The organism is Pseudomonas sp. GV047, assembly GCF_003058245.1.
GTDB classification, from domain to species: domain Bacteria; phylum Pseudomonadota; class Gammaproteobacteria; order Pseudomonadales; family Pseudomonadaceae; genus Aquipseudomonas; species Aquipseudomonas marginalis.
Map to the genome: position 1 here is coordinate 530,493 of NZ_QCWA01000001.1, position 26,279 is coordinate 556,771.

General features: G+C 62.6%; 21 protein-coding genes. 10 read left to right on the plus strand and 11 right to left on the minus strand.

Going from position 1 to position 26,279, the window contains the following annotated elements; genetic code table 11:
- Positions 1-4 precede the first annotated feature (4 nt).
- From C8K58_RS02460 to C8K58_RS02475, 4 genes are all read right to left on the minus strand, one after another.
- Positions 5-958: a 2-hydroxyacid dehydrogenase gene (locus C8K58_RS02460; protein WP_098479322.1), complete on the minus strand. Its 954-nt coding sequence runs from the start codon at positions 956-958 to the stop codon at positions 5-7.
- 127 nt (positions 959-1,085) lie between these two features.
- Entirely contained in the window at positions 1,086-1,610 is a 525-nt protein-coding gene (locus C8K58_RS02465; RefSeq protein ID WP_027608555.1) for a cysteine hydrolase family protein, read from the minus strand.
- Positions 1,611-1,885: 275 nt separating this feature from the next.
- A complete protein-coding gene (locus tag C8K58_RS02470; protein WP_371263391.1) occupies positions 1,886-2,317 on the minus strand; it encodes a hypothetical protein in 432 nt (143 codons plus the stop codon).
- A 52-nt stretch (positions 2,318-2,369) separates the two neighbouring features.
- Positions 2,370-2,852: a DUF4822 domain-containing protein gene (locus C8K58_RS02475; RefSeq protein WP_027608553.1), complete on the minus strand. Its 483-nt coding sequence runs from the start codon at positions 2,850-2,852 to the stop codon at positions 2,370-2,372.
- A 442-nt stretch (positions 2,853-3,294) separates the two neighbouring features.
- Here C8K58_RS02475 and C8K58_RS02480 point away from each other — a divergent pair, with 442 nt between their 5' ends.
- Together C8K58_RS02480 and C8K58_RS02485 are read left to right on the plus strand one after the other, a co-directional pair.
- Positions 3,295-4,572, plus strand: coding sequence for a serine/threonine transporter (locus C8K58_RS02480; RefSeq protein WP_027608552.1), 1,278 nt, complete (start codon positions 3,295-3,297; stop codon positions 4,570-4,572).
- Positions 4,573-4,714: 142 nt separating this feature from the next.
- The gene (locus C8K58_RS02485) at positions 4,715-6,364 is read left to right on the plus strand and encodes a SulP family inorganic anion transporter (protein WP_027608551.1); all 1,650 of its coding nucleotides are present in this window, start codon (positions 4,715-4,717) and stop codon (positions 6,362-6,364) included.
- A 765-nt stretch (positions 6,365-7,129) separates the two neighbouring features.
- On the opposite strand, the gene acnB is transcribed toward C8K58_RS02485, so the two are convergent.
- Positions 7,130-9,739 carry a bifunctional aconitate hydratase 2/2-methylisocitrate dehydratase gene (gene acnB / locus C8K58_RS02495; protein WP_027608550.1) on the minus strand — a complete coding sequence of 870 codons (2,610 nt, stop codon included), beginning with the start codon at positions 9,737-9,739 and terminating at the stop codon, positions 7,130-7,132.
- A gap of 396 nt (positions 9,740-10,135) precedes the next feature.
- Between acnB and C8K58_RS02500 the strand changes: the two genes are divergently transcribed.
- Complete coding sequence (locus C8K58_RS02500) at positions 10,136-10,606, plus strand: DUF1289 domain-containing protein (protein ID WP_027608549.1); 471 nt, start codon at positions 10,136-10,138, stop codon at positions 10,604-10,606.
- 34 nt (positions 10,607-10,640) lie between these two features.
- Here C8K58_RS02500 and C8K58_RS02505 read toward each other — a convergent pair whose 3' ends face one another.
- Positions 10,641-11,504 carry a universal stress protein gene (locus tag C8K58_RS02505; RefSeq protein ID WP_108572889.1) on the minus strand — a complete coding sequence of 288 codons (864 nt, stop codon included), beginning with the start codon at positions 11,502-11,504 and terminating at the stop codon, positions 10,641-10,643.
- Between the two features lie 148 nt (positions 11,505-11,652).
- On the opposite strand from C8K58_RS02505, the gene C8K58_RS02510 reads away from it, so the two are divergent.
- On the plus strand, positions 11,653-12,255 hold the full coding sequence (locus C8K58_RS02510) for a tRNA-(ms[2]io[6]A)-hydroxylase (RefSeq protein ID WP_027608547.1): 603 nt from the start codon (positions 11,653-11,655) through the stop codon (positions 12,253-12,255).
- Here the strand turns inward: C8K58_RS02510 and C8K58_RS02515 are convergent.
- The gene (locus C8K58_RS02515; RefSeq protein WP_027608546.1) at positions 12,211-13,410 is read right to left on the minus strand and encodes an MFS transporter; all 1,200 of its coding nucleotides are present in this window, start codon (positions 13,408-13,410) and stop codon (positions 12,211-12,213) included. The two genes, C8K58_RS02510 and C8K58_RS02515, sit on opposite strands and share 45 nt — an antisense overlap.
- Positions 13,411-13,567: 157 nt before the next feature.
- On the opposite strand from C8K58_RS02515, the gene C8K58_RS02520 reads away from it, so the two are divergent.
- A complete protein-coding gene (locus C8K58_RS02520) occupies positions 13,568-14,275 on the plus strand; it encodes a response regulator (RefSeq protein WP_065928008.1) in 708 nt (235 codons plus the stop codon).
- Positions 14,276-15,553 (plus strand): ATP-binding protein, encoded by a 1,278-nt coding sequence (locus C8K58_RS02525; RefSeq protein ID WP_027608544.1) that lies wholly within the window; start codon positions 14,276-14,278, stop codon positions 15,551-15,553. It abuts the gene before it with no gap.
- A 75-nt stretch (positions 15,554-15,628) separates the two neighbouring features.
- Here the strand turns inward: C8K58_RS02525 and C8K58_RS02530 are convergent, their stop codons facing one another.
- From C8K58_RS02530 to C8K58_RS02540, 3 genes are all read right to left on the minus strand, one after another.
- Complete coding sequence (locus C8K58_RS02530; protein WP_108572891.1) at positions 15,629-16,420, minus strand: MipA/OmpV family protein; 792 nt, start codon at positions 16,418-16,420, stop codon at positions 15,629-15,631.
- Positions 16,421-16,439: 19 nt separating this feature from the next.
- Positions 16,440-18,263, minus strand: coding sequence for a serine hydrolase (locus C8K58_RS02535; RefSeq protein ID WP_108572893.1), 1,824 nt, complete (start codon positions 18,261-18,263; stop codon positions 16,440-16,442).
- 94 nt (positions 18,264-18,357) lie between these two features.
- A complete protein-coding gene (locus C8K58_RS02540) occupies positions 18,358-18,846 on the minus strand; it encodes a GFA family protein (protein ID WP_027608541.1) in 489 nt (162 codons plus the stop codon).
- Between the two features lie 93 nt (positions 18,847-18,939).
- Here C8K58_RS02540 and C8K58_RS02545 point away from each other — a divergent pair, with 93 nt between their 5' ends.
- Genes C8K58_RS02545 through C8K58_RS02560 form a run of 4 tightly spaced genes read left to right on the plus strand, consistent with a single transcriptional unit; the run spans position 18,940 to position 25,201 of the window.
- The gene (locus C8K58_RS02545; RefSeq protein ID WP_027608540.1) at positions 18,940-20,061 is read left to right on the plus strand and encodes an AAA family ATPase; all 1,122 of its coding nucleotides are present in this window, start codon (positions 18,940-18,942) and stop codon (positions 20,059-20,061) included.
- Positions 20,058-20,504 (plus strand): hypothetical protein, encoded by a 447-nt coding sequence (locus C8K58_RS02550; RefSeq protein ID WP_027608539.1) that lies wholly within the window; start codon positions 20,058-20,060, stop codon positions 20,502-20,504. The genes C8K58_RS02545 and C8K58_RS02550 overlap by 4 nt, the downstream gene beginning before the upstream one ends.
- A complete protein-coding gene (locus tag C8K58_RS02555) occupies positions 20,491-22,317 on the plus strand; it encodes a hypothetical protein (protein ID WP_027608538.1) in 1,827 nt (608 codons plus the stop codon). Before C8K58_RS02550 ends, C8K58_RS02555 begins: the two co-directional genes overlap by 14 nt.
- Positions 22,310-25,201, plus strand: a complete 2,892-nt coding sequence (locus tag C8K58_RS02560; RefSeq protein WP_108572895.1) for a bpX6 domain-containing protein — start codon at positions 22,310-22,312, stop codon at positions 25,199-25,201. The genes C8K58_RS02555 and C8K58_RS02560 overlap by 8 nt, the downstream gene beginning before the upstream one ends.
- Here C8K58_RS02560 and C8K58_RS02565 read toward each other — a convergent pair.
- The gene (locus C8K58_RS02565) at positions 25,188-26,087 is read right to left on the minus strand and encodes a LysR family transcriptional regulator (RefSeq protein ID WP_108572897.1); all 900 of its coding nucleotides are present in this window, start codon (positions 26,085-26,087) and stop codon (positions 25,188-25,190) included. The genes C8K58_RS02560 and C8K58_RS02565 overlap by 14 nt on opposite strands.
- Positions 26,088-26,279 lie beyond the last annotated feature (192 nt).

The following is a 26,279-nucleotide window of genomic DNA, read 5'->3' on the forward strand; positions in this document are numbered from 1 at the left end:
TCGGTCATTTTTCGGGCGCGGGCAGTACGACCGGGGTAAGCACCGGACGGCCGGCGAAGTACTCCACCAGGTTGTCAGCCACGCGCTGCACGGTGTCGTGGGCGGCTTCCGGTGACAGCCCGGCTACATGGGACGTGAGCACGGTATTGCTCAAGCGCTTGAGGGCATCCGGCACCTTGGGTTCATCGTCGAACACGTCCAGCGCCGCGCCCCCGATACGGCGTTGTTCAAGGGCGGTGACCAGGTCGGCGGTGACCAGCACGCTGCCACGGCCGATATTCACCAGGTAACCGTTCGGGCCGAGGGCGTCCAGGGCGTGGCGGTCGATCAAGTGGCGCGTGCCGGCGCCGCCGGGCGTGGCCAGGATCAGGAAATCCGAGCTGCGCGCCAGCTCCACGGCCGTGGCGCAGTAGGTGTAGTCCACATCATCGCGCGGCTGGCGGTTGTGATAGCTCACTTCCATGCCAAAGCCCAGGGCCGCGCGCTTGGCGATTTCCAGGCCCACCGCGCCGAGCCCGAGGATGCCCAATTGCTTGCCGCCCAGGGACGGGCGCATGACCTTGGGCCATTCGCTGCGGCGTACCGCTGCGTCCGTCTGGGGAATGCCGCGCACCAGCGACAACAGCAGCGCCATGGCGTGGTCGGCCACCGACGGCGCATTCACCCCGGCGCCATTGGTGACCACGATGCCGCGATTGCTCGCCGCCTGCAGGTCGACATGCTCATAACCGGCGCCGATCACGCAGATGATCTCCAGCAGTGGCAGGGCGGCGATTTCCTCGGCATACAGGCCCAACGGGCCACGGGTCAGTACGGCCTTGATCTGGCCGCCGTGGGTTTTGATCGCCTGGGCGCGCTCGCTGGGTGTGGGCGCCAGGATCACATGAAAGTCGTTGCTCTCGATGATTTGCAGGTATTCATTGATGGTTTCAACCAGAACCAGAACAGTGGTGGTCATCGGAAGGCTCTTCCTGAAGGTTTTGAGGGCATCAGTATGCGGGATTTGCAGCAGGGCGCGTTTTGCCCGGGTAGAAAAAATCTACGACTGCAGGCGCAAGCACGCTTGCTCCTACAGTCTGTACCCGTCAGAACCGGACGTCAGCGGCTTTCACACTCAGCCCGAACGCCCCCGCCAGCGTGGCATTGTGATGCGCGATGATCGCCTCGGCCTTCAGCGCCGGGGTGTCCATGCAGGTATGGGCGTCTTCAGGCACGATCACCGAGAAGCCCAGCTCTACCGCCACGCGGCAGGTAGTGTCGATGCAGTACTGGGTTTTCATCCCGACGATCACCAGTCGATTAACTTCCAGGGCCCGCAGTCGTCGGGCCAGGTCGGTACCCAGGAAGCAACTGGGGCGGGTTTTGTCGAAGAGATGGTCGTGAGTCTCGTCTACCTGCAGCCCTTGCCACAGTTGCCAATTCGGACTGCCCGCAGCTATCGGCGAGCCCGCCGGGCCGGTATGGCGGGCGACCAGGATCGGCGCGCCGGCTTCACGGGCGCGGCCGATCAACGAGTTGATGGTGCCCAGCACGCGCTCCCGTTCAAAGGGTTTGTCGGGGCCATCGTACAGGCCGGTTTGCATATCGATGATCAACAGGGCGTCAGCCATGGTATTGCTCCTTGTGAGTGCCAGTCGACGGAGCAATAAAAAGGCCCCGTCCATTGCTGGCGGGGCCTTGGGTTGAATCTGGGTGGTGTCTAGCTCGAGCACCCACGGCAACCGCACGACCCGCCTGGAGCGGTCGTGGTGGTGGTGCGGGTGAGGAGCTGCTGGAAAAAGGTCATGCCTCGATCATGCTGGGACAGGGGCGAGGCTGTCAAATGCATCAGGTGCCGAAAAAGTTGCGCCCCAGCTGGAACAGGGGCGCTGCTGCCAGCAGGAGATCACTGCGGGGGGCTAAGTCGTGCCTTTTCCTGCTCGGCCTGAGCGATGGGCATGAAATTGTAGGTGGGGAAGAATTCCGTGGTGTAGACCCCCCATGCGGTGTTTTCAATCGCCAGGTTGACTTCCGCCAGGCGCGACGCTGGCAGGCGCAACACGACGACCTGCCCGATACCCATGGTGATGTTCCAACTCAGCACTTCCACCCCGGCAGGCGGGAACACCTTGTGAAATTCCTGCTTGGCCAGTTGTTGTTTCAATTCGCTCAAGGGGCGTGATTGATCGTGTTTAAGAAATACGGTCAACATGACGGCGTTGTCCGCTGTGGCAGCAGCGTTTTCTGCAGGAAGGGCTGTTGAAGTGTGTGCAATCGCTGCACCGGGTAACAGTGTCGCGGCCAGCAGTGCGGGTATTAACCGTTTGCGCATATTCATTATCAGGTGCCTTGTTTATTATTCGGTTTTATCACTAAACATGAGTGTTTAATCAGTTCGACATGACTGTCTTTATGGGGCCGGTGTAGGGGGCGTGTACCACATAAATTCGAACGGGCGGGTTAGTGCTGACCATGTCGCGCGACACTTCGCGGGAATAAGTGAATTCGCTGCTGTCGAGTTTTTCGAGTCTTCTGACAATGGTTCTGGTCGGGCCAAGGTCAGGGACCAGGATATGGGTCTTTTTATCGCCGGTGACCAGGAAGTAACCGCCGCCGCCATCGGCGTATTTCGAGCGGCCGGTATCGGTGTAGAAGAACTCATAGCGATTGCGCTGCGGGTCCCACATCGATATGCCTACCACCCCAGGGTAGCTGGCCTTGACGTCGGTGTCCGGCTCGCCTTCGATATAAACCCTGGTGGTCAGCCATTGAGGCGAGGACGCCAGTGCGTGAACGTCAGTGGCGTAACTTTCGGACGAACAGAGTAGGCCCGTGATCAATAATCCAGCAAAAACAACAGTAGGTCTTCGCATATTGGAGTCCTTGTTATTTTAAATAAGCATGTTGTTCTTCGGTTGGAACGGGGCGATGTTAGTTGGGTTTTTGGCGATTGCTCAATGGCTATGTAGGGTTGTGTAACAATTGCAAAGGCGTCGTGGTTAAACTTTTAACTGGATACGAGAGATTTCTTTTTTTGCTGTAGGTGACTTCTCTAAAAGTATGGAGAGTCTATTGACTAGAGTCATGGATCGCTCTCGTCAATGGCGCCTGGCAGCCACTCGAGAAACCCGCGGCGGCTCCCCGAAACGACTGCCCAGGGCCGCGCTTGAGCCTCTGCACCGCATAACCGTTCCTCAGCTAAGTCTTTGCTTATTCACGAGAATCCCGGACAATCCGGCCCCTTCTATGGTCGGGGCGCTGCCTGTCAGGTTTTTCTGACTCGTCCCGGCCGTGTAAATGCGGAGATCCGACCGGATGAATGATCAGGCCAATAGCGTCGACGAACGCTATGCAACGACACCTGCAACCCTCTCAAGCTGGAGCCGCCAGGACACCACCTGGATGCTTGGCCTGTTCGGCACCGCCATTGGCGCCGGTACCTTGTTCCTGCCGATCAACGCCGGCCTGGGCGGCTTCTGGCCCTTGGTGATCCTGGCAGTGCTGGCGTTCCCGATGACGTTCTTTGCCCACCGTGGCCTGACCCGTTTCGTACTCTCCGGTCGTGCGGGTTCCGACATCACCGATGTGGTCGAAGAGCATTTCGGCGTCAAGGCCGGTGCGTTGATCACGCTGCTGTACTTCTTCGCAATCTTCCCGATCCTGCTGATCTACAGCGTGGCCCTGACCAACACGGTCAGCAGCTTCATGGAACACCAGTTGCACATCATGCCGCCGCCACGGGCGTTGCTGGCGTTTGTGCTGATCCTCGGCCTGCTGGCGGTGGTGCGTTGCGGTGAGCAGGTGATCGTCAAGGCCATGAGCCTGATGGTGTACCCGTTTATCGTCGCCTTGCTGTTCCTCGCGGTGTACCTGATCCCCCATTGGAACGGCGGCATCCTCAGCACCGCCAGTGTGGTGCCGGCGCCGTCGGCGTTGCTCAACACCTTGTGGCTGGCGATTCCGGTGATGGTGTTTTCGTTCAACCACTCGCCGATCATCTCGGCGTTTGCGGTCGACCAGAAGCGCCAGTACGGCGAACACGCCGATGAGCGCAGTTCGCAGATCCTGTCCCGCGCGCACCTGTTGATGGTGGTGATGGTGCTGTTCTTCGTGTTCAGTTGCGTGTTGACCCTGTCGCCGGCGCAACTGGCTGAAGCCAAACAGCAGAACCTGTCGATCCTGTCGTACCTGGCTAACCACTTCAACAACCCGACCATCGCGTTTGCCGCGCCGTTGATCGCGTTCGTGGCGATTGCCAAGTCGTTCCTTGGTCACTACATCGGCGCCAGCGAAGGCCTCAAGGGCCTGGTGCTCAAAAGCGGTCGCCGTCCGGCCGCCAAGACTCTCGACCGCATGACCGCCGCCTTCATGCTGGTGGTGTGCTGGATCGTTGCCACGCTGAACCCGAGCATCCTCGGCATGATCGAGACTCTGGGCGGGCCGATCATCGCGTCGATCCTGTTCCTGATGCCGATGTACGCGATCCGCAAGGTGCCGGCCATGGCCAGGTACCGTGGGCAGGCGTCCAACGTGTTTGTCACGGCAGTGGGCCTGGTGGCGATTACCGCATTGATTTACTCGCTGCTGTCCTGACCCCGGGGCTCACGCCCGCAAGCCGATTCGCGTCCACCGCGAATCGGCTTTTTTGCCTGCGCAAAAGCTGACGTGGCGCAACCGCAGTCGGGCAATGAGGGCTAAGCTTACCCACGCTTTTTGCCAGGATGGGTTGGGCCGATTGAAGACTGAAACCGATGCACCCGTTGCCGTACCGTCGAACCGCATCCAAGACCTGTTGGCCGGCTTATCCATTGCCGGTTTGCTGCTGCCTGAGGCCGTGGCCTATTCCAGTATTGCCGCGCTGCCGCCCCAGGCCGGGGTGATCGCCTTGTTTGCCGGGCTGGTGTGCTACGGCCTGTTCGGCAGCAGCCGTTTTGCGATTGTCTCGGCCACTTCGTCGTCGGCGGCCGTGCTGGCGGCGGCCACGGCGAGCCTGGCGGGTGACGACCCGGCGCTGAGGCTGTCCCTGGCCTTCGGGCTGGTGTTGCTCACCGGGGTGTTTTTCCTGTTGGCCGGGCTGTTCAAGCTCGGCGGTGTCACCTCGTTTATCGCCAAGCCGGTGTTGCGTGGCTTCGCCTTCGGCCTGGCGCTGACCATCATCCTCAAGCAATTGGCCGGTGTGGTGGGTGTGCACCTCACCGATAACAACCTGATCCGTTTTCTGCCGCAGTTGCTGGAACAGCTGCCGCGCTGGAACTGGCCTGCGGCACTGGTGGCGGGGCTGGCATTGCTGGTGCTGTGGCTGTGCGCACGCCTCCCGCGCCTGCCCGGTGGCCTGGTGGTCGTGGTGCTCGGCATCGTTGCCGGGCAGTACCTGGACCTGCAGGCCTATGGGGTGGCGCAGATTGGCATGATCGACCTGCGCCTGGAGCTGGGGCATTTGCCGGTGCTGCCGTTTGCCGACTGGCTGCGCCTGGGGGAATTGGCGTTTGCGCTGGTGATGATCCTGTACGCGGAGTCCTACGGCTCTATCAGTTCGTTCGCGCTCAAGCATGGCGACCGGGTGTCATCCAACCGTGACCTGCTGGCGCTGGGCGCGGCCAACCTGGTTTCCGGGTTGTTCCACGGCATGCCGGCCGGTGCCGGGTATTCGGCGACGTCGGCCAACGAGGCGGCCGGCGCCTATTCGCGCCTGGCGGGGATTGTCGCGGCGCTGGTGATCCTGCTGATTGTGCTGACGGTGCTGCCCTATGTCGCGCTCACGCCGGAGCCGGTGCTGGCCGCCGTCGTCATCTATGCCCTGGGGCGAGGCTTGAGCGTGCAGCCGCTCGGGCGTTATTTCCTGTGGCGGCGCGATCGCGTGCTGGTGATCTGTGCGGTAACGGCAGTGCTGGTGCTGGGTGTGCTGGATGGTTTGCTGCTCGCGGTCGCGATCAGTGTGATGTTGATGTTGCGCCAGATGTCCTCAGCCGACATCCAGGTGCTGGGGCGCCTGGGTGACAGTCATGACTTTGTCGATCGCCAGCACCATGCCGATGCCCTGGCCGTGCCGGGGGTATTGATCGTGCGGCCCAGCGAAGCGCTATTTTTTGCCAATGCCGAGCGCATCCTTGGCGCGGCCTTGCGCCTGATGCGCCAGTCGCCGGTCGAGGCGGTGGTGTTGAGCCTGGAAGAATCCCCGGACCTGGACGGCACCAGCATCGAAGCCCTGGCGGCGTTTTTTGCCCAGGTGCGCGGGGAGGGCAAGCGCCTGGTACTGGCCCGTGTGCGGCATGACGCCCGCGAGGTGTTGCAGGGGCTGCCCGAAGCGCTCGCGCCCCATGTGCTGCTCAGTGGCTTGAGCGTCGATGGCGCGGTGCAGCTGGCGCTTGAGGTGGGTAAAGCGTGACGCGTGAGGCTTGCTCCAGATAGCGGTGGGTCAGTGGCAGATGCGTCAACTGACACTCCCTCATCGGGGGCAAGCCCCTCCCACATTTGGAGCGATGTACATCAGTCGGCTCATTCTCAGGCTCAGGATCAGACGGTGGTGCAGCTGAAGGTATAAGGTCGCCTGGCGCGGTCGAAACTGTGGGAGGGGGCTTGCTCCCGATGGCGGTGGGTCAGTGGCAGATGCATCAACTGACACTCCCTCATCGGGGGCAAGCCCCCTCCCACATTTGGATCGGTGTGCATCAGTCAGCTCATTCTCAGGCTCAGGATCAGACGGTGGTGTGGTTGAGGGTATAAGGTCGCCTGGCGCGGTCGAAACTGTGGGAGGGGGCTTGCTCCCGATGGCGGTGGGTCAGTGGCAGATGCATCAACTGACACTCCCTCATCGGGGGCAAGCCCCCTCCCACATTTGGAGCGATGTACATCAGTCGGCTCATTCTCAGGCTCAGGATCAGACGGTGGCGCAGCTGAAGGTATAAGGTCATCGGGGTGTAGCCCCCTCCCACATTTGGATCGGTGTGCATCAGTCAGCTCATTCTCAGGATCAGACGGTGGTGTGGTTGAGGGTATAAGGTCGCCTGGCGCGGTCAAAACTGTGGGAGGGGGCTTGCTCCCGATGGCGGTGGGTCATTAGCAAAGGGATCAACTGAATGTGTTGGTATTCCAGGCATAAAAAAACGCCGCGTACCTTGCGATACGCGGCGTCCTTCACATCAACACACCGTTAAGCCTGGATCACCGGGATGTTGGCGCTTGCTGCGATTTTGCGGAACTCGGCGATCTGGTCGAAGTTCAGGTAGCGGTAGACGTCACTGGCCATGGTGTCCAGTTTCGCTGCGTAGCCCATGTACTCTTCGACGGTCGGCAGGCGACCCAGGGTGGACGCGACTGCCGCCAGCTCAGCCGAAGCCAGGTAGACGTTCGCGCCGTCACCCAAGCGGTTCGGGAAGTTACGGGTCGACGTCGATACCACGGTCGAGTTCGGCTCTACACGTGCCTGGTTACCCATGCACAGCGAGCAGCCCGGCATTTCCATGCGCGCGCCAGCCTTGCCGTAGATGCCGTAGTAGCCTTCTTCGGTCAACTGGTGAGCGTCCATCTTGGTCGGCGGCGACAGCCACAGACGAGTTGGCAACTGACCCTTGACCTGCTCCAGCAACTTACCGGCAGCACGGAAGTGACCGATATTGGTCATGCACGAACCGATGAACACTTCGTCGATCTTCTCGCCGGCAACACTGGACAACAGACGGGCATCGTCCGGGTCGTTCGGTGCGCAGAGGATCGGCTCGTTGATTTCGGCCAGGTCGATCTCGATGACTTCGGCGTATTCCGCGTCGGCATCGGCTTCCATCAGTTCCGGGTTGGCGACCCAGGCTTCCATCGCTTGAGCACGACGTTCCAGGGTACGGGCATCGCCGTAGCCTTCGCCGATCATCCAGCGCAGCAGGGTGATGTTGGAGTTCAGGTACTCGGTGACGGATTCTTTCGACAGCTTGATGGTGCAACCGGCAGCCGAACGTTCGGCCGAGGCGTCGGAGAGCTCGAAAGCCTGCTCCAGCGTCAGGTCGTTCAGGCCTTCGATTTCCAGGATGCGGCCGGAGAAGGCGTTTTTCTTGCCTTTCTTCTCTACGGTCAGCAGGCCAGCCTGGATCGCGTAGTAAGGAATGGCATGAACCAGGTCACGCAGGGTGATGCCAGGTTTCATCTTGCCTTTGAAGCGCACCAGGATCGATTCCGGCATGTCCAGCGGCATGACGCCAGTGGCGGCGGCGAAGGCGACCAGACCGGAACCGGCCGGGAACGAGATGCCCATCGGGAAACGGGTGTGGGAGTCACCACCGGTACCGACGGTATCCGGCAGCAGCATGCGGTTCAGCCAGCTGTGGATGATGCCGTCGCCTGGACGCAGCGATACACCGCCACGGGTCATGATGAAGTCAGGCAGGGTGTGGTGGGTGGTCACGTCGATCGGCTTCGGATAGGCCGCGGTGTGGCAGAAGGACTGCATCACCAGGTCGGTCGAGAAGCCCAGGCACGCCAGGTCTTTCAGTTCGTCACGGGTCATCGGACCGGTGGTGTCCTGGGAACCCACGGTGGTCATCTTCGGTTCGCAGTAGGTACCTGGACGAACGCCTTTGCCTTCCGGCAGGCCACACGCCTTGCCGACCATCTTCTGGGCCAGGGTGAAACCCTTGCCAGTGTCGACCGGTGCTTCAGGCAGCTTGAACAGGTCGGTAGGGCCCAGGCCCAGCTCGGCGCGCGCCTTGTCGGTCAGGCCACGGCCGATGATCAGCGGGATACGGCCGCCGGCGCGAACTTCGTCGAGCAGGACCGGGGTCTTCATTTCGAAGGTGGTCAGGACTTCGTCGGTGCCGTGTTTGCAGACTTTGCCAGCATGAGGGTACAGGTCGATCACGTCGCCCATGTTCATGTTGGTCACGTCGAATTCGATCGGCAGCGCGCCGGCATCTTCCATGGTGTTGTAGAAGATGGGAGCGATCTTGCTGCCGAAGCAGAAGCCGCCGGCGCGCTTGTTCGGCACGTAGGGAACGTCGTCGCCGAAGAACCACAGCACCGAGTTGGTCGCGGATTTACGCGAAGAGCCGGTACCGACCACGTCACCGACGTAGGCGATCGGGAAGCCTTGGCCGCGCATTTCTTCGATCTGCTTCATCGGGCCGGTCTTGCCTTGCTCGTCCGGCACGATGCCTTCACGTGCCATTTTCAGCATGGCCAGGGCGTGCAGCGGGATGTCAGGGCGGGACCAGGCGTCCGGGGCAGGGGACAGGTCGTCGGTGTTGGTTTCGCCGGTGACCTTGAACACGCGCAGGCTGATCTTGTCGGCCAGGGTCGGACGGTTGCGGAACCACTCGCCGTCAGCCCAGGACTGGATCACGGCTTTGGCGTGCGCGTTGCCGTTGCGGGCTTTTTCGGCGACGTCGTGGAACGCATCGAACATCAGCAGGGTGTGCTTGAGTTGGGCTGCCGCGACAGGCGCCAGCTCGGCGTCGTCCAGCAGCTCGACCAACGTCACGATGTTGTAGCCGCCCTGCATGGTGCCGAGCAGTTCAACCGCGCGTTTCTTGTCGATCAGGGGGGAAGTGGCTTCGCCCTTGGCCAGGGCAGACAGGAAACCGGCCTTGACGTAGGCAGCTTCGTCAACGCCCGGTGGAATGCGATTGGTGATCAGGTCAACGAGGAATTCTTCTTCGCCAGCCGGAGGATTCTTCAGCAGCTCAACCAGGCCTGCGGTTTGTTCGGCATTAAGCGGCTGGGGAACGATACCCAGTGCTGCACGCTCTTCGATATGTTTGCGGTAGGCTTCAAGCACAGTTATTACCCTCATCAGTGGTCCCACGGGACGCTCATCCAGAAATGAACGGCACGCATGCGCTCGGGGGCTTTTTGGGCCGCAAAGCCAGCGCTGCCGGCATTCCTTACAGAAGCTGCTTTCAAAGTTTTACGCCTGCAGAACGGAGCTGATGAGGGTTGGCGCTGATCATTACCTACCGGGTAATAACCATCGCCAACACCGTTCTGAAGGAACGACTGTGCTCGTGACGCTTTGAAAACAGCTTCCAGCGGATTATTGGCGCCTTACAAGGCCGGATGATTCTACGGCAAAAAATTTCGAAAGGTAAGTTGCATCACCAAGTTTGCTGGGTGATCAACCTTAGACAAAGGGCTAACATGGCGCACTGTTTCGCTGATTTGCGTGTCGTTGCCCATGTCCAACCAAACCATCAAGACCCCCTGCGTCGGCCTGTGCTCCACGGTCTACGGCGATCTCGTGTGCCGTGGCTGCAAGCGTTTCCACCACGAAGTGATCCAGTGGAATGGCTATAACGAGGAAGAAAAACGTGCGGTCTGGCTGCGGCTGGAGCAACTGTTGGTGCAGGTGATGGCCGGCAAGCTCGAGATTTTCGACCCCAAGACCCTGCGCGGCCAACTGGAGCAACGCAAGATCCGTTTCGTGCCGCACCAGTCCGAGTACTGCTGGGCGTACCAGCTGATTGCCCGCGGCGCGCGGGTGATCAATAACCTGGAGGCGTACGGCATGGTGCTGTTGCCGGAGTTTCGCGACTGGGCCTTGCCGGAACTGCGCGATGCCATCGACCGTGAGTTCTTTATCCTCTCCGAGGCGCATTACCAGCGCTATATCGCCCCGGGGTTCCTGAAAGACGCGCTCGCTGACTGACGACACACATCCAACTGTGGGAGGGGGATCGGCGTCAGGCCTTGGTCGCCAGTTCTTCCAGGTGATCCATCAACGTCTGCGGCTTGAGCACCAGTACATCACTGTCCACCGCATCCAGGATCACCTCCGCCGTATTGCCGATCAACGTCCCGGAAATGCCGGTGCGCCCCACGGTGCCGATGATGGTCACGGCCGCTTTCAATGTGTGGGCCAGGTGGGGGATCAATACATCCGCCGGGCCTTCCTCGACATGCAGGTGCGCGTCGTCCACATCGAATTCCGCCTGGAACGCCTTGCACTGCTCGCGATAACGCGCCTCGATGGTTTCCTTGAGCTGGAACGTCGGGTCCGCCGCCGACAACATCGGCGACGGATGGGCGCTGATCACATGCAACTGCGCCTTGGCCAGGCTGGCGATGTCGAAGCCATGGTCGATGATCGCGTGATGCAGCTCGCGGTGTTCCCCGTCGTTGTTGCCCACATCGATCGCCGCCAGAATCACCCCGCCCGCCCAAGGCGTGGACGTCTTGACCAGCAACACCGGCGTCGGGCACAAGCGCAACAGCTTCCAGTCCGCCGGCGTCAGCAGCGCCTTTTTGAGCGGGCTGTCGGGAAAGTGCTGCTTGATCACCAACCCACAGCCTTCGGCCTGCTGCACGTCGATAATGGTGTCATGCAGGCTTTCATTCCACGCCTGTTCGGTGGTCACGCTGTAACCGTCCTCCTGCAAACCGGCCTTGAGCAGGCTCAACAGCGCCGAATGCTCGTGTTTCTTGTCGCAGACCAGCAAGTGCAGGTGCGCGCCGGTGACCCCTGCGATCAGCTTGGCGCGCTTGAGGGCCAGGCTTTCCGAGTGCGCGGGCTCGATGACCACCAGGATGCTGCGAATGGCTTGCATGATCGGATCTCCAAAAGGGTGGGCGTGGAACAACTATAGTTGCTGCCCGCCAGACGTCATGTTGATGCACATCAAGGCCGGTGGCTGGTGGTCTGCGGTGCGGTGGGTATAATCGGCGGCCTTTTGTGATCCTTTGCCCGTGAGCCCGATGAACCTGCCCGAAATCCACGAATTCCTCGGTTGCCGAACCCCCGACGCCTGGGTGCAGGCCGCATTGGCCGATCAGGACACCCTGTTGATCGACCACAAGAACTGCGAATTCAAAGCGGCCAGCACCGCCCTGAGCCTGATCGCCAAGTACCACGCCCACGTTGACCTGATCAATATGATGTCGCGACTGGCCCGGGAAGAGCTGGTGCACCATGAGCAGGTCATGCGCCTGATCAAGAAGCGCAAGGTGGAATTGCGCCAACTGCACGCCGGGCGCTATGCCTCCGGTTTGCGCAAGGTGGTGCGCAGCCACGAACCGGTCAAGCTGGTGGATACCCTGGTGGTCGGCGCCTTTATCGAAGCCCGCAGTTGCGAGCGTTTCGAAGCCCTGGTGCCGCATTTGGACGAAGAACTCGGCAAGTTCTACTTCGGCCTGCTGAAAAGCGAGGCGCGGCACTTCCAGGGTTACCTGAAGCTGGCCTACCAGTACGGCGACGCCAAGGACATCGCCCAGGTGATCGAGCGGGTGAGGGCGGCCGAGCAGGAGCTGATCGAATCACCCGATATCGAGTTCCGCTTTCACAGTGGCGTGCCAGCCTGAGGCCACGGCCACGCCGATCAAGGCGGTGATCCCGGTCAGCAGCAGGATCACCGCTTGCGTGCCCAAGGGCGCCGCCAGCAGTGCAATCACCAGGCCGGCCAGCGGCTGGGGCAGGTTGTTGAGCAAGGTGATCACGCCCACGGTCTTGCCGAAGTCCTGCACCGGAATGACCCGCTGGCGGGTGCTGCGCAGGTAAACGTTAAACATCTTGTCGAAGCCGGTGACCAGCAGGAAGCCCAGGGTGTATGCCCACAGGTTGGGACTGAGCGCCATGATCAACGCGCCGGCGCCGATCATCGAGTAAGACAGTCCGCCCAGCACTTTCAGGGGCAGGGTGGAGCGTGCCAGGTAAAACAGAATCGCAATGGTCACCCCCGCGCCGGCCGCCTGCAGCAGGGCATAGGTGTCCTTGTCGGCGGCGTACAGCCCGGTGACCATGGCGGCGGAGGTGGCCAGCGTCACCCCGATGATCAGGTTCACACCGACCGCCAGGGTAATGATCCGCTTCAGTTCCGCCAGGTGACGGATATGCCCGAAGGCGATGCGCAGCGGCTGCAGCCAGATATCCCGGTGCTGCCGATGGGTGTCCAGGCTTGCCGTGGTTTTACGCTGCCAGGCCAGCATCGCCAGGTCCGCCAGCACAAACAGCCCGGCAATCCCCAGCACCACCCAGTGCCAGGCCCACACCGCCAGCATCAGCGCGGCCACCAGCGGCCCCAGCACCAGGCCGCTCTGGTCGGCGATCTGCGAGTAGGAGAGGGTCTTGGCATAGCTGTACTGCTGGAAGACATGGGGCATCAGTACTTCGCGGGCCATGATGCCCTGGGTCGTCAGTACCCCGCATAACGCCGACAGCAGCACCAGCCAGTAGATACCGTCGAACATCCCATACAACGCCACCGCCACCACACAGGCCAGTGCCCGGTAAACCTGGCTGATATGCAGGATGCGCACCGGCGAATACTTGTCGCACAACGCCCCGCATACCGGAAACGCGAGATAGCGCGGCAGTGATTCGACGAAAAACGCCAGCCCGGCCCAGGACACGCTGTGGGTGGTCTGGAACACGATCAGTGGCACGATAAACAACAGGATCTGGTCCGCCAGCCGCGACAGGAACAGCGAAACGAAGAACGCCAGGTAATCCTTGCGCATACAACTCCCTGTAGATGGCGTTAAAAAGTGCAGGCTATTTGTTAAAAACTCTTAAAAGCATGAAGCTTCGTCGGCACCAACTGGCCAGTTGCTTTAGTTGCCCAGCTTGCCACCTATAATGCCCGCTCTTCAATCCGCCTTTGCACACTGAGAACTTATGGAAAACCTGGGTCTGGGCAAGGTCCTGCTCGTTGAGGACGACGAGAAGCTGGCAGGGCTGATCGCGCATTTTCTGTCACAGCATGGCTTTGAGGTGCGCGTGGTGCACCGTGGCGATGAAGCCCTGGCGGCGTTCCTCGACTTCAAACCCAAGATTGTCGTGCTCGACCTGATGCTGCCTGGCCAAAGTGGCCTGCATGTGTGTCGCGAAATCCGCACGGTGTCCGATACCCCCATTGTGATCCTCACAGCCAAGGAAGACGACCTGGACCACATCCTCGGCCTGGAGTCGGGTGCCGACGACTATGTGATCAAGCCGATCAAGCCGCCGGTACTGCTTGCACGCCTGCGCGCCCTGCAACGTCGCCAGGCGCCCGAGCCGACGGTGCGCGGCGCCCTCGCGTTCGGCCGGTTGGCGATTGACCGCAGTTGCCGGGTGGTCAGCCTGGGGGACGAGCAGATCGACCTCACCACCATGGAGTTCGAACTGCTGTGGTTGCTGGCCAGCAGCGCGGGCAAGATTCTTTCCCGCGACGACATCCTCAACCGCATGCGCGGCATTGCTTTCGACGGCCTTAACCGCAGCGTCGACGTGTACATCAGCAAATTGCGCGGCAAGCTCAACGACAACCCCCGTGAGCCGGTGTGCATCAAGACCATCTGGGGCAAGGGTTATCTGTTCAATCCGTTTGCGTGGGAGGTCTAGATGCTGCGCCTGTTTCTGCGCCTGTATGTGATTCTGGCAATCGGCCTGGCGGGGGCGATCTGGCTGGTCAACTACACCTTCGACGAACTGCTCCCCGAAGCCAACGAGACCTATAACCGCGAAGCCATGCGTGGCCCGGCATACGGCTTGGTGGAGCAACTGCGGCCGTTGCCCGTGGAACAGCGCGCTGCACGGCTGGCCGAGTTGCAGTCCCACTACGGACTGCGCCTGAAGCTGGTGCAAAAGGATGCCCAGGCCCTCACCGAGCGCGAACAGAAGCTTCTGGAGCAGGGCTTGCTGGTGGTGCGCGGCGACTTCATGGAGTTTCTCACGGGCATCGACGGTGGCACGCAACTGCTGGAAATCAAACTGCCGGAAGAGCCCAAGTGGTTATACCTGTGGGCCTACGGTTTTCTCGGGCTGTGCCTGGCCATCGTCCTGTATTTCTGGGTGCGCCCGCACTGGCGCGACCTGGAACATATCCGCCTGGCCGCGCAGCGCTTCGGCGACAACGACCTCGGCTCACGCATCCTGCTGCCGCGCAGCTCCACCGTGCGTGCGCTGGCCGGGCACTTCAACCAGATGGCCGAGCGCATCGAAAGCCTGATCGCCAACCAGCGCGAACTCACCAATGCGGTGTCCCACGAGCTGCGTACGCCGATTGCACGGTTATCGTTCGAACTCGACCAACTCAAGCAACAGGCCGACCCGCACCAGCGGGGCGAATTGATCGCCGATATGTACGCCGACCTCGGCGAGCTGGAGGAGATGGTGTCCGAACTGCTCACCTACGCCAGCCTGGAGCGCGGCGCCACCCAGGTCACCCGCGAGCGCATCGAGGCCCACAGCTGGCTCGACAGCGTGATCGGCAGCGTCGCGCTGGAAGCGGAGGCGGCCGGCATCCAGTTGTCGTTGCGCACCTGCGAGGTCGACGTTATCCAGATCGAACCGCGCTTCATGGCCCGCGCCGTGATCAACCTGCTGCGCAATGCCATCCGTTATGCCGAGCGCCGGGTCGAGGTGTCGCTGGTGAAATTCGGCGAGGGCTACGAAGTGCGTGTGTGTGACGACGGCCCCGGCGTGCCTGAGGAAGGCCGGGCCAGGATCTTCCAGCCCTTCATGCGCCTGGATGCCAGTCGCGACCGCCGCACCGGCGGCTTCGGCCTCGGCCTGGCGCTGGTGCAACGGGTGTCGCAGTGGCATGGCGGGCACGTGCACGTGATGGATTCGGAGTGGGGCGGGGCGTCGTTTCGCATGACGTGGGCGTCTGCCGAATAAGTATCCGGAGAACAGTGGGAGGCAAATGTGGGAGGGGGCAAGCCCTCTCCCACATTTTCTGACGGGCTTACCCGGTCAAAAGGTGTATTCCAACACCCCCATCACCGAGGTCTGCAAGCGCCGCTCCACAATCGGGCTCTTGCCCGCGTCATCCGCCAGGTATTGCACATCCAGCAGGGTCGAGAACTGGATGTGCTCGCTGATCGGCAGGCTCCACACCAGATTCATGCCATTGCTGATGTTGCCCGCACCGGCCTTGTAGGCCTTGAAGCGACTTTGCGCGGCCTGGTCGGTGGTCACGCCGTACCAGGTCTGCAGGTAATTGCGGTCACCAAAGTGACTGTTGAGGCTGGCATCGACCGATCCGTAGCGGCCGTCGTAGAGCGTGGTGCCCAGGCTCAGCTCCAGGTGGGTGAACGCCTTGCCGCTGTCTTTGTGGTCATCTTCCTTGAGCGCGTGTTCCAGGGTCGCGCCGGCAATCACGCCACCCAAGTTATAGCTGGCACTCACCCCCACCTGCGGGCGGGCCTTGATCTCGCCCATGCCCTTGAGCCGCTTCGAGCCGGCGTGCAGGCTTTGATTCTTGTCCTTGCGTGAATGGCTGGCACCGATATAGGTGCTGAAGCTCAAGGCGTTGCCTTCATAGCCCCAGCCCAGGCCTTTGTCGGTGTCGAGGAAGATCCCCCAGGGGCTGACGACTTTGCCGCCCAGCACCGGCGCGGTCATGCGTTCATCGCTGCCGCTGTAGCGGGGCACGTTGGCCATGCCGGCCTTGAGGCTGTATTGCCAGTCTTCGGCAATTGCGCGGTCGGCAGCGGCCAGCAGGCACAGTGAGGAGAGCGACAGGTACAGGGGGGTTGAGCGCATAAAGGGTTCCATATGGGGGTTAGAAGGCCAAGGGTTTATAAGGGGCTCGAGTGCGTTTGAAGGCGTAGCCCGAAGCGCTGAGACCGTTGATCTGCCGGCTCACCGTATCGCCCAGGCCGTAGCCGTTACCGGCGAGGACGGCATGGGCGTTGTCGATCGGCAGCAGGATGTAGTCGGTCAGCGGTTCGTCGTGCAGTTGGCCGCGAATCACCAGGAAGCCGTCTTCCAGGCGCACGCTGATGCCGCTCAGGGGCGCGTCGGGCTCATGGGTGTTGAGCACTTGATAGGTGCCGATGGTGTCGGCCCAGGCCGAGGGCAAGGGCGGCGGTTCGATGCGCTCACCGATAGCCACGCGCTGGCCGTGGCTGCGGGCGGTGAGCATCTGGCGGCCTTGCACGCTGATCACGTCCAGTTGCACGCGGCCCAGTTCGCCGAGGTCCTTGAACCAGAAGCCGAGCACTTTCTTCTGCGCGCGCAACCAGCCATCGTCGTCGCGCAATAATTCGAAGGTGTAGCCGGCCAACTCGCCCGACAGCCGCTGATCGTCATCCTTGATCCGGAACACGCCCCAGGCGGTGGCGTAGAAGCCGGCCAGGCGCTTGCGGTCAATGGCGGCCGGTACGTGGCGCAGTTTCAGGCCGTGGCTGGGCGCCTGGCAGTCGTCGGCGCAGACCGCGTGGCCGGTTTGCGCCTGGAGCAGCAGGCGCAGGGTGTCGGTGGCCAGGCCGGCCACCAGGTCTTCGGCGTTGCTGTCATTGGCCATGATGATCACGGCCAGTTGCTGGTCGGGCAGCAGGCTCAACTGCGCGGCAAAATCGTCGCCACCACCGCTGTGCTGGTAAGTGCGTATACCGGGGCCGACGGGTTCGTCACCGCATGGGGCGAGGAACCAGCCCAGGCCCATCTGGCAATCGAAGTCCAGCGCATTGCCGGTGTTCTGCTGGGTGAACATCGCGTCAATCGAAGCGCTGCCCAGCACGCGGTTGCCTTTGTAGACGCCTTGGGCGAAGAGCATGTGCACGTAATGCGCGAGGTCTTTCGGGCTGGCCCACAGGCCGCTGGCGGCGAGGTCGCGCACCGGGGCATCGGTACTGGCAACGCCGTCCGTGTAGCCCAGGGCGCGGAACGCCTGCTGGCTGGCGGTGCCGACAAAACTCGACTGGTTCATTTCCAGCGGCTTGAGCAGGCTGTTTTGCAACTGGGCTTCAAAGCTTTTGCCGCTGCTGCGCTCGATGGCCGCGCCCACCAGGGCATAACCGAGGTTGGAATACGCCACCTGCGAGCCTGGCGGGCTGCTCAGCCAAACCCCCGACACGCGCATCGGCATCTGCCCCATGGCGTAGGTGCTGCGCAGGTCACGCAAGTGTTCGCTGGGCAGGCCGGACTGGTGGCTGAGTAAACGCCGCAGGGTGACAGCGCGGTCGGCAGCGGCCTGGTCGTCATGAAAGCGCGAGCGCACATAAAACTCGCGCAAGGTCTGCTGGATCGGCGCATCCAGCGCCAGCCGCTGTTGTTCCACACATTGCAGCGCGGCCGTGGCGGTGAGCAGCTTGGAAATGCCACCGGCACGGAATGCGGTGTTGGGCGTGACCGGCACGCCCCGGGCCTTGTCGGCCAGGCCGAAGCCCTGGGCCCAGATCAGCTCCTGGCCATTGACCAGGGCAATCGACAGGCCGGCGATATGCTCTTGGGCGATCGCTCGGGGAATGCGGGCTTGCAGGTAGCGGATGATGGCGCCGTAGTCACCCTTCTGAATGGGCGGCGGTGCCGGCGGCTGCCCATGGCAACCGAGGCTGCCCAGCAGGCAACCCAGCAGCGGAATACCGCGCAATCTGCGAAACATGAGGAGCACCCGAATGGCTGTTTGGATGCTCGAATGCTAGGGAAGGGCCGTCCAACAATCTTTGCGAGCTTTGTCGGGAAACTGTCAAAGACTGTTAACGGCTTAGCCCATGGCGTTCATGCCACTGCGCGATGGATTCTTCGGGGTATTCCTCAAACTGCAGGTCGCCCTTGCGCACGCTGACCTCGACCCACGGCGCCTTTGAGCCCAGCATCAGGTGCGTATGCTCCGGCGGCACCGGCAACGGCGTGTCGATGGCCGAGGCAAACGGGTGGATCAGCTCCGGCCACTCCGGGCTGAACAGCCATAGCGCAGTGCCGCACTGCGAACAGAAATGCCGCTCGGCGCTACTCGCATGGGCACGGCTGGCGCCCTCGGGTTTGAGCCGGGCGTGGTAGATCGAAATCTGTTTGCGTCCGCGCACTTGCAAGCTGTTGGCATCCCCGGCCAGGTTGATCGCATAACCACCGCCGCCTTGGGTCTTGCGGCAGATCGAGCAATAGCAACGCTGGTAAGGGTACGGGTGGGCGCTGGTGAGGCTGAACGTCACGGCGCCGCAGTGGCAGGATCCCTCAAGCTGCATCGGGGCTGACTCCTCTTGGGTTTATGTAACAACGCTTTGCTAATACCTTAGCCTCAGGCAAGATTCCTTGCTTTGGTTTCAGGGAAGACACCCATGATTGCTCAGTTGCACAGCGCTGCCGCGCAAATTCGCCATGCCGTGCGTGCGGCCACCGAAGGCCTGGTCGGACGCGAGCAACTGGCCGAGCTGATTGTATTGGCCGCCGTGGCCCAGGAACACATCCTGGTCATCGGGCCACCTGGCACCGCCAAGAGTGCCGTGGTGCGGCGTGTGGCGCAGTCCATGGGCGGGCGTTATTTCGAGTACCTGCTGGGGCGCTTTACCGAACCCTCGGAATTGTTTGGTGCGGTGGACTTGAAGAAACTGCGCGAAGGCACCGTCGAAACCGACGTCAGCGGCATGCTGCCGGAAGCCGATATCGTCTTTCTCGATGAGGTCTTCCTCGGTTCGACCGCCATCCTCAACACCCTGCTGGGCGTGCTTAACGAACGCCGCTTTCGCCGTGGACACACCCAGATCCAATGCCCGCTGCGCGTGTGTGTCGGTGCTGCCAACGGCCTGCCGGACGACGAAGCGCTGGCGGCGTTCGGCGATCGTTTCCTGTTGCACCTGTTTGTCGAGTCGGTGCCGGATAACCAGTTGGAGGCCATGCTCGCGGGTGGCTGGCAGTCGGAACAGCGGCCGGTGCAGCAGTTGCTCGGTTTGACCCAGTTGGACACCCTTGGCCATGCGCTGAAAAGCGTCGATCTAAACACCGTACGTCCGTTACTGGCCCAGGCTATCCGCCGCCTGCGTGAAGCCGGCATTCAGTTATCGGACCGGCGCATCGTCAAGTCTCAACGGCTGATCGCAGCGGCTGCCTTGCTGGGCGGGCGCCTGGAAGCCAGCGATGCCGACCTGTGGCCGCTGCTGTACGTGCTGCCGACCCAGGAAACCCAGCAGCACGGTCGTGAAGTGCTGCGCGACCTGTTTGCCGCCTCCAGCAACCGTCATTTGTTCAGTGCGGTGGAGGAAGCCACCTTGCAGCCGATGTCACGACTCAATCGCCTGTTGGAAACCGCCGAAGATTACCTGGCACGCACCGAACCACCGGCGAGCCCGGCGCTGGAAGGCCTGCTGCGCGAGATTGACGCCAACTTCAACAGCCAGACCCTGCCTGAGCCGTTGCGACAGGTACGCGGGCAATTGGCGCGACTGCTGACGCCCACGCCATGAGTGCAGCGTTGCAGCGATGGACCTGGCGCCCACGGCAGGTGCCGACCGAGCCGCAGGCCGCTGTCGCCTGGGGTGACGCTGCTCGGCTTCTGCACGCGCGCTTGTTACAGCTGCCGGACGAACAGGCTGCGCGACTGCAAGCCACGGCCAGCGGTGAAGTGCTGGTGGTTACCGGCGCCGGTGTTGACCTGCCCTGGGTCGACGGGGTGGCCTACGCCGCACCGGGAGATGTCGCGCCAGGGCTGTGGTTGCCCACCAGTTGGGAGCCGACAGCTGCGGTAGATGTGCTGGGCCAGGCCCTGGCGGCACGCTTCAAACGTTCGCCGTTATTGCTGTGGCGTGAACCGCAGGCCGTGGTGCCGCTGGATCGCTTGCTGCCCGTCAGCCCCGATCATTTGCGGCGAATCGCTGCTCACTGGGGGATGCCCGATGCAACTGCCTGATGCCCTGCAACCCTGGCGGCAGTGGCTGGAATGGTTTGCGCCCCAGCACCTGCCGGTGTTCGCCGATCTGCTGGGCCGTCTCAACCCGCTGCTCGGCCCACTGCGGGGCAGGCAACAAGGCGGTGTGCCGGAGCCTGATGGCCTGGGCGACCTGCAACGCCGTGGCCCCTATGAGCGTCTGCTCTCCAGTGAATGGTTGCTGGCAGAGGAGGTACCCGATGAGTTTCTTCGCCGTGCGGTCGGGGGCGAGCATATGTTCCTCGCGCCCCAGTACCGTGCCCGTGAGGCCAACCGCCTGATAGTGGTGCTGTTCGACGCCGGTCCCTTGCAGTTGGGGGCCGCACGCCTGGTGCATATCGCATTGCTGATGCTGTTGGCGCGGCGTGCCGAAGAGGCGGGCGCCGAGCTGCGTTGGGGGCTGCTGCAAGGTCCGCCGGTGTTGCATGAACTGGATTCGCCTGCACAGATCAAACGTCTGCTTAACGCCCGCACCTATGAAGGGGTGAGCGACAGCCATTGGTATGCCTGGCGCGACTGGATGGCCGCGCAGGATCGTCCTGTGGGTGAATGCTGGATGGTCGGGCAACGCTTGCCGGTCGCCGACGCCAGGCATTGCAGCCACCGGGTCCAGGTCAAGCGCAGCCTGGATGGGCGTAGCCTGTCGTTTGAGCTGCAGGCAAGCCAGACGCGACGGGTGTTGCTGCCGATGCCGCAAGCGCAGCACGCGGTGCAATTGCTCAAAGGGCAGTTCGATCACGAGGTCAAGGCACCGCCCGCCAGCAAGACTGGTGTGGTGCCGCGCGTGGTCCTGACCTTGCCGCCGGTGATCTCAGGCTCCGGCAGCCATGTCGCCCTGCGCATGCTGGACGAAACCGGAATGGTGGTGATCAAGCTGCCGTCGAGGAACCAGAAAAAATCCCTCGAGGTGCGTCGGCGCCTGTGGTCAAGCCACCAACGCGCGTTGAGCATGAGCTTTCACTACCGCAGCCTGGGCGCGGTGCTCAGCAGTGACAACACCTTGAGCTTCTGGAACATACCGGGCATTGCCCCGATCGACAAACCGCCCGCCGAACGACTGCACCTTCCTCCAGGCACCGCGACGTTCCTGCCCTCGGTGTGGTTGCGCAGTCAGAAAAGCGAACGGCTCTACCTGCTGGACAGCAAGGGCCGGCTCGCCTGCTGGCAAGGCGCGGTGCTCCGCGCCCCGGCGCGTGAGGGCTGCGACATCACCGACAATGTCATCGGCCTGGCCCAGGTCGACACCTTGACCCTGGCCTACGCCCGCAGTGAAGGCGGGCAAGTCGTCGTGTATGCGGCTACGGGCGATGGGCTGAGGTCCGGTGGTTACGCGGTGGGTACGGCCAATGGCGTGAGCCAGGTACTGTTTGCAGGCACCGCCTATTGGCGGCAGTACTTTGGCGGCTGTGCACTGCTGACCGATAATCTTGGCAGCCAACGTTGGCGCGTGGTCACCCACGACAGCTTCCCCTCGAAAAAAGCCCAGATCGACCTGGCCCCCGGCTGGAAGGCCATCGGCCTGCACCATGAGGTTGGCCCCCAGGAACTGCACGCACTGGTACTGCTGGGCCCGAACCAGTACACCGTCGGTTTGTATATCGAAGGGCAGCAGCGTGTGCTGTTCACCACCTCGGCAGCGATTGCGCGGGCAACGTTCTGCCCGATGAGTGGCCTGGTCGCCGTTATCACCAGCGCCCGTGAACTGTTGGTGTATTCGGTGCCCGAGCGTGCCATGCGCCTGCAAGTGCTGTGTAACCAGGTCGCGTTGTTAACTCATGAGCGTGAGCATGCTTGAACAGGACGGAATGCTGATCAGGCGCCCGCTGCTGACGGGGCATCAACACATTGATGGGCTGTGGTTTTCCAGCGACCGCTTGGATTTGCACGAGCGCGCCGGCTTGATCCTCGAATACTGGCAGCCCGGCGCCCGTGCCTACCGCTTTGCCGACGGCGATGTGTTGCAGTTCGCGCGGCCTGAATCGGTGTTGTGCGAAACCCTGGTCGGTTGGCCGCTGGTGCGCCAGGGCCGTGGTTTGTCCTCCGCGTTGCTCGACCCGCAGGAGCTGCGGGCCTTGCCGGCTGCCGACCTGTGGCTGGTGCGTGGCAGCCAGGTGCAGGCCTTGCAGTTGCGCGATGCGCAGTTGCTGGCGCCTGGGCAGTGGCTGGATATCAGCGCCTGCACACTGTTGGATACCTTCGACTGCCATGCACCGGTACTGGAACCGGTGCCGCCGCTGCGGGTCACCGATGTGCGTGAGATTCTCGGCGGGGCACTGGGACCCGTCAGCCCGGAGCGGGAAGGGGTGATGCAGGCGCTGATCGAACGTCAGCGCCATGCGCCGAAGAGCCCGCCGGCCAAAGCGACCGCGCCTGGCAACAGCGAGTGGGGCTCACGCGAGCCTGCCGCGTTCCCGGCACTCAAGCTTGGCGCGACCTTGGCGCTGGTGACTGCTGTGCTGTGGATGGCCAACCAGGGTCAGCACGCGCCCTTGACACCCATGCCGACGCTGAGCAGCGACCAGGTTTTTGCGGTGGTCGGCTTGACGTTGGTCGGTGGGCTGTTCTTGACCGGCTTTTTATGGGGCCTGAACCGAGCGCTGCGGCGTGGGCGCACGCCAGTCGCCGGCACGCCAACAGCACCGGTCGCCCCAGGCATCGCTGCGCGCAGCGAACCGCGCCAGCACAAACCCGCCGCATGGCGCCGCTGGCTGACCCGCCTGACCCTGCATTCGCGTTTGTCCACGTTGTATGGCAAGCGTCAGGCTGCTTATGTGCGGCGGATGCTTGAGATGTTCGAGGACGGCAATTTCGAAGAAGCCTTGCGCCATGCCATTCCCTTGAATGGTGAGCAGTCCGGTGACGAGCAGAGCTTTGGAACGCCCCAACGCCGCCAGGACCTGGCCCTGGACCGGCAGAACGGGGCAAGCCGTTCGATGTTCTTCGAAGAGGGGATGACCGAGCACCTGCGCCAGGTCTACCGCCAGACCTATGAGCGCCTGGACCGCGCCGGGCGCATTGAAGAAGCGGTGTTTATCCTCGCCGAGTTGCTCAAGGAGCGTCAGCAGGCCCTCGATTACCTGGAAAAACACGCGCGCTATCAACAAGCCGCCGACCTCGCCCTGGCCTGGGATATGCCACCTGGGGTGATCGTACGCCTGTTGTGCCTGGCCGAGAACTGGCAGCGCGCCTTGCTGGTGGCGCGCCGTGACGATGCCTTCGGCGATGCGGTGTTGATGCTCCAGGCCAAATCACCGGAAACCGCCGACCGCCTGCGCCTGGAGTGGGCCGAAGCGTTGATCGCCAAGGGATTGTGGCTGCAAGCGGTCGATGTGATCTGGAGTCTGTCGGCTGAACGCCCACGCGCCGCGCAATGGCTGCTCAATGCCGAAGCGGCCGGTGGGCGACTGGCCATTGGCGCGTTGGTCAAGCGCGCCATCCTGCTGCCGGACACCCTGGAGGCGTACGGCGAATGGGTCGAAGACGTGCGTGACGACCCCGCGCGCGGCAGCGAGCGCGCCGCCCTGGCCGAGGCATTGCTGGAACATAAAGCCCAATCCTCGGCCCTGGCCTGGCTGGCAGGCGCTACCGTGCACGCGATTCTTGCCGACCAGTTCAGTGGGCACGGGCGTCTGAACTTCAATCAGTTGCAGGCGCTGGTCAAAATGAGTCGGGATAAATTGCTTCAGGCGGACCTGCCGGGCCAGGCGCTGAAACGTCCAGCCGTTTTGTCGCTGGACCGCGTGGGCAGCACGCTGGAGTGGTCCGCACCGGCGGCGGGCAATCGGCCGATCCTGGATGCCGTGCCCCTGCACGATGAGCGTTACCTGTTGGGGCTGGGCGAGGCCGGCGCGATGGTGGTGGATGCGCAGGGCAAGACGCTGTTTCATTTTGCGGTGCCGGCGCAGCAGATTGTCATCGGCCGCAGCCGCCAAGTGGCCTTGGCGCTGACGCGTCGAGACCGGCTGTGGCGTATCAGCAAGCTGGACCTGGTAAGCCGCACGGCCACGGACCTTGGTGTCTTGGCGCTGGACGTATTTGCCAAGGTGTTTGACGGCACTGCCTGGACCGTCGGCCGTGACCGGGAACTGCGGGTGGTGGACGTCGATCGTGGGTTTGAAACGTTATGGCACGTGGGCGATCTACCGGCACGGGTGCATGCCCTCGAGACGGATCAGCACAACGAATACCTCTGGCTGTTGGAAATGGGCGGGATCCTGGCGCTCTGGCATTATCGTTTGCCGGAGCGTCGCTTGATCAGTCGCGACCCTGGAATCGATGTCATAGAAGCGGATTTCGGGCTACCCAGTGCAACCGGTCAGGCGGCGCAATACTTAATCAAGTACGACAGCGAAGGGCCGCCGATCCTCGTCCTGAAGCAGGGTGGGGCGCGCAAGGGCTATCGTTTGCCCGGCAACCTGCGGGAGGAGGAGTGGGATCAAACGGTCTGGCCATTCCTGTTCGAGGACTGGCTGCTGATCCGCTATGGCGTGGAGGAAGAAGAGACCCGTTGGCATTTCATTCATCGCGCCAGCGACCGGCTCTGCGTCAGCCTGCACTGGCCACAAGCGCAAGTCCAGGCGCGGCGCCTGGGGGCGGACTGGCTGTTATTCGATGATCAAGGCCGCTTGAGCCACATCAACCTCGACCACGCCAGCCAGCACAACCTCACCCTGCATTGACCGTTTCCGGCATCAACGTGGCAATCAATGCCCGTATGGTGCCGGGCAGTGCCTCAAGCTCCCTGACCAGAATACTGCGCTCGCGAATCGCCCACGGCTCATCCAGCGTCACCGCCACCAGTTGCATGGTGCGGCTGTGCCGTACGGCGGCGGACTCGGGGATGATGCCGATGCCCACGCCCGCTTCGACCATCCGGCAAATCGCCTCGAAGCTCGACACCTGGATACGCAGGGACAACTGCTTGCCCAGCCGCTCGACGTGTTCACGCAGGAAGCTGAGCAAGGTGCTGCCTTCATGCAGGCCGATATGCTGATAGGCCAGGGTCTGCTCCAGGGTGACCGAGGCTTGACCGGCCAAGGCGTGGCCGACGGGCACCATCAGCACCAGTGTGTCGGTGCTGAAGTGCAGCACCTGCAAACCCGCCGCCTCCACGGGGCCGGCGATGATGCCCATGTCACTGGTGCCATCCAGCACGCCGCGCACGATATCGCGGGATAAGCGCTCCTGCAGGTCGACGGTCACGCCAGGGCGCTGGGACAGGAAGCCGGCCAGCACCTCCGGGAGGAACTCGGTGACCGCCGTGGTGTTGGCGAAGATGCGGATATGCCCGGCGGAATCCACGCCGTATTGGGTGAACTCACTCTTGAGGTAATCCACCTGGCGCATGATCAACCGCGCATGGTGCAGCAGCCGTTCACCCGCCGGGGTGATCTCTACGCCACGGCTGTCGCGGTACAGCAGGCGCGTGTCGAGTTGGCCTTCCAGCGCCTTGATCCGCGCACTCGCGGCGGCCGGCGAGAGGAACGCGCGCCTGGCGCCCTGGGTCAGGCTGGGGGATTCGGCGATATGGATAAACAGGCGCAGGTCGGCCAGGTCGAAGTGCATGCAAAACTCCAGGCTTGCGAAGACCTGTGGCGAGGGAGCTTGCTCCCGTTGGGGCGCGAAGCGGCCGCAAAAAACCAGGCCTGCTGCGCAGTCCAGCGGGAGCAAGCGCCCTCGCCACAAACGGTACGGGTTGGAATGCGGCGTTCAGCATAACCGAACGCTGGTTTATTGAAATGCAAATTCTCAGAACGG